Genomic DNA, 2,911 nt, shown 5'->3' on the forward strand with positions numbered 1-2,911 from the left:
GTTCTATCCCACCGGTGCTGCGACCCGGCGACTCGAAATCCTGGATGACTTGCAGGCTTTCCCTTTTCAGGGAGTGCGCCGGTGGCTTACCAAGCTGATCGAGTCAGGTGATCGGGCTCGCGTTGTTCCGCAGCAGGTCATAAACGTCGTCGGTGACCACGGGGAGCTGATCGCGGACATGGTCGTCTGCGGAGAATGTTGAGGGCGTTCGACCGAATCGCATTCGGTACGATTACGCACGAGTGCCCCCGAGATTGGAGGATCCGGAGGGCACTCGTGCGTGTCTGTTGAGGCGAACTACCAGCGGTCAGGGGTGACCGGTGCGTCCCACGCCTTGGCGAAGCGGGTCTTGTCCTTGGTGTCGACTTCCTTGCGCCGGTAGACGATGTACGGGCGGGTCAGGTAGCCGATCGGCGCGCTGAACATGTGCACCAGGCGGGTGTACGGCCAGGCGAAGACCAGGGCCAGCACGACCAAGCCGTGCAGCTGGAAGGTCCACGGGACGCCGACCATGAGGCCGGGCTCGGGACTGATCGAGAACAGGCTGCGGAACCAGGGGGAGACGGTGGTGCGGTAGTTGTAGGTGCCCCACAGCAGGTTGGAGCCCCAGGTGTTGAGCAGACCGGTGACCAGGGCCAGCGTGAGCAGCGTGTACATCATGACGTCGTTGCGGCTGGTGTTCTTGCGCACGGCGGGGATGACGAGGCGGCGGTAGCACAGGATGGCGACACCGGCCACGACCATCAGGCCCGCGACGGAACCCGCGCCGACCGCGAGGATGTGATACGCGTGCTCGGAGATGCCGATCGCGGCGGTCCACGACTCGGGGATCAGCAAACCCATCACGTGGCCGAAGAACACCCCGAGCATGCCGAAGTGGAACAGCGGGCTGCCCAGCTGCAGCAGCTTGGACTCGTAGATCTGCGAGGAGCGGGTGGTCCAGCCGAACTGGTCGAACCGGTAGCGCCAGACATGGCCCAGCACAAAGGAAGTCGCGGCGATATAGGGCAGGATCAGCCACAGGCCTTCGGGGATCGGGATGGTGGCGTTCATCGGCGGCCTTCCGTGGCGTCGAACAACGAGGGGTCCATGGCGAAGGGTTCCAGCCCGACTTCCTCCTCGGGCGGGCCCTGCGCGGCGAGTTCGGCGATGCGGCGCCGATCGGCGGTGGTCACCGGCGGCAGCGTGGTCAGCACCGCGGCGAGCACGCCACTGTAGGGAGAGTTGTTGTCGCCCAGCGACAGTCGCAGCAGTTCCATGACCGGAACGTGCTCGCCGAGCAGGCGTTCGCCGCCGATGGGGTCGACGGTGGCGGCGAACTCCAGCAGCACCGGCAGGTGGTCGGGCAGCTCCTCGTCACCGAGTTCGACACCGGCCTGGCGGTAGGCGTGCTTGAACCGCAGCAGCGCCATGCCGCGCTTGCGGGTGTCGCCGTAGGCGTAGAAGGTCAGGTGCAGGCTCGCGCGCCGGCGCATGTCGAAGGTCTCGACATAGCTCTGGGCGACCTCGATCGACGGGGTGTCGCGCAGGTAGGCGAGCACCGCGTCGAAGTGCGCGCGCACCTCGGCGGGCAATTCCGCCGCGGCGGCCGAGATCTGGTCCAGCAGTGCGAGGGTCTTCTCGCCGGGATAGTCGAGCAGCAGCGCGGCCAGCCGCCAGACCACGCGCCGGTCGCGCTCGGCCATCGCGGTGACCGGCTGCGGTCGCTTGCGGATCGAGAGCAGACTCATGGCGCCACACCGCTGACCGTGGAGTCGGCCACGGCAGCGCCGTTGCTGCCGTTGCTCCCAGCGCCGGCGCCGTTGCCGTTCGCCGCGGGGTCAGTCTTGTCGGTGCCCGGCACGAGCCCGGAGGTGCTGCGACCGTCCCAGTTCAGCAGGTTGATCCGGCCCGACTTCTCCTCCGGCGCGGCCTGATTGGTGTCGGCCAGCGAGAATTTCTCCACGACCTGGTCGAACGCGGTCATGCCCGGCCCGCCGTCGGTGTCGAGGCTGCACCCGGTGGCGAGTGAATCCAGTTCGTGCGCACGGGAAGTCGCGCCGGAGGGGATCACGTAGCGGTGCTCGTACTTGGCGATCGCGAGCAGCCGGTACATGGCCTCGATCTCCTCGGGCTCGAGCCCGATCGAGGGCGCGATACCGGGCTCGGGCTCCTCACCGAGGTTGACCGACCGCATGAACGCGCGCATCCCGGCGAGCCGCTGCAGCGAGGCACGCACGGGTCCGATCTCACCGGCCGTGAACAGCTCGGCCAGGTATTCGATCGGGATGCGCAGCGCGTCGATGGCGCCGAACAGGTTGCCCGCGTCCTCGCCGTCGTGGCCGGTCTCGCTGAGCACGTCCACCACCGGCGACAGCGGCGGCACGTACCAGACCATCGGCATGGTGCGGTATTCCGGATGCAGCGGCAGCGCCAGCTGGTAGTCCACGATCAGCTTGTAGACCGGTGAATCCTGCGCGGCCTGAATCCATTCCGGCGAGATGCCGGCCTTCTCGGCCTCGGCGATCACCCGCGGGTCGTGCGGGTTGAGGAACACACCCAGCTGTGACGGGTAGAGGTCCTTGTCATCGGTGACCGACGCTGCCTCGAGCACCGCGTCGGCGTCGTAGAGCATCACGCCGATGTAGCGCAGCCTGCCGACGCAGGTCTCCGAGCACACGGTCGGGATGCCGACCTCCACACGCGGGTAGCAGAAGGTGCACTTCTCCGCCTTGCCCGTATTGTGGTTGAAGTAGATCTTCTTGTACGGGCAGCCGGTGATGCACTGGCGCCAGCCACGGCACTTGTCCTGGTCGAGGTGGTCGATTCCGGCCGCATCACGCGTGTTTTTAGCGCCCCCCGGGGCCCACCCGGCGCACCACGGGGTGAGGCAGTGCTCGCACACGGTGTGTTTTTAAAAAAAACCATCCCC

At 66.9% G+C, this 2,911-nt stretch carries 3 protein-coding genes and 1 pseudogene; 1 reads left to right on the top strand and 3 read right to left on the bottom strand.

Annotated features, from left to right (window positions below; translation table 11 throughout):
• On the top strand, nucleotides 1-202 hold a 202-nt coding region (locus tag ACFWPJ_RS29450; RefSeq protein WP_378856266.1), incomplete at its 5' end, for a hypothetical protein.
• A gap of 95 nt (nucleotides 203-297) precedes the next feature.
• Here the strand turns inward: ACFWPJ_RS29450 and narI are convergent.
• The 3 genes and pseudogenes from narI to ACFWPJ_RS29465 form a co-directional block, all read right to left on the bottom strand.
• Nucleotides 298-1,053, bottom strand: coding sequence for a respiratory nitrate reductase subunit gamma (gene narI / locus ACFWPJ_RS29455; RefSeq protein WP_378856268.1), 756 nt, complete (start codon nucleotides 1,051-1,053; stop codon nucleotides 298-300).
• Nucleotides 1,050-1,730, bottom strand: coding sequence for a nitrate reductase molybdenum cofactor assembly chaperone (narJ, locus tag ACFWPJ_RS29460; RefSeq protein WP_378856270.1), 681 nt, complete (start codon nucleotides 1,728-1,730; stop codon nucleotides 1,050-1,052). The genes narI and narJ overlap by 4 nt, the downstream gene beginning before the upstream one ends.
• Nucleotides 1,727-2,884: pseudogene (locus ACFWPJ_RS29465) on the bottom strand (4Fe-4S dicluster domain-containing protein); the annotation flags it as partial. The pseudogene ACFWPJ_RS29465 and the gene narJ, both read right to left, overlap by 4 nt.
• Nucleotides 2,885-2,911 lie beyond the last annotated feature (27 nt).

This window comes from Nocardia sp. NPDC058497 (assembly GCF_042720195.1).
Classification (GTDB): Bacteria; Actinomycetota; Actinomycetes; order Mycobacteriales; family Mycobacteriaceae; genus Nocardia.